This window comes from Taklimakanibacter deserti, assembly GCA_003574785.1.
The window spans coordinates 1-589 of the sequence record QORU01000069.1 but is presented as its reverse complement, the minus strand read 5'-3'; the positions used below and the strand labels follow the sequence as shown (position 1 = coordinate 589).

2 protein-coding genes are annotated in these 589 nt (G+C 68.6%); both read right to left on the bottom strand.

Annotation, left to right across the window (positions count from 1 at the left end; translation table 11 throughout):
• Window positions 1-119: DUF6586 family protein (locus DS839_RS37150; RefSeq protein WP_368912133.1), on the bottom strand; the 119-nt coding region annotated here is incomplete at its 3' end.
• On the bottom strand, window positions 116-589 hold a 474-nt coding region (locus DS839_RS35975; protein WP_368912132.1), incomplete at its 5' end, for a topoisomerase DNA-binding C4 zinc finger domain-containing protein. The genes DS839_RS35975 and DS839_RS37150, both read right to left, overlap by 4 nt.

Below are 589 nucleotides of genomic sequence, written 5' to 3'. Positions count from 1 at the left end.
AGGGCGCCCTCCTCCCCCGCCATGCGTCGCGCCTCGGCGTGCTCGTCGTCGCCGGCGTGGGTGTCGAGCAGCAGCTCGGCCTGGTAGAGCAGCTGGTTGGTACGGGCTCGCGGGGTCACTTACGCTTGTCCTCCACCTGCCAGCGGCTGCCGTCGAAGGTGGCCTTCCAGCCGGTGGCCTTGCCCTCCTCGTCGGTCATCACGAACTGTTCCTTGGCCTTGCGCGAGAAGCGGATCTGCGCCGGGCGGCCATCCGGATCCTCGCTGGGGGCGTCGAGCAGGTAGCGATACTTCTCGGGGAGCTCCTCGGCGTGAGCCTTGAGCTCGCGGACCAGGGGCGGGCGCGTCTCGCGGTTCTTGGGGAACTTGCTCGCCGCCAGGAAGAGGCCGCTGGCCCCGTCGCGCAGCACGTAGTGGTCATCGACCTTCTGGCAGGCCAGCTCCGGCATGTCGATGGGGTCCATCTTGGGCGGCGCTACCTCGCCGCTGCGCAGCAGCTTGCGGGTGTTCTTGCACTCGCTGCTGGTGCAGCCGAAGTACTTGCCGAAGCGCCCGGACTTGAGCTGCATCTCGCTGCCGCACTTGTCGCA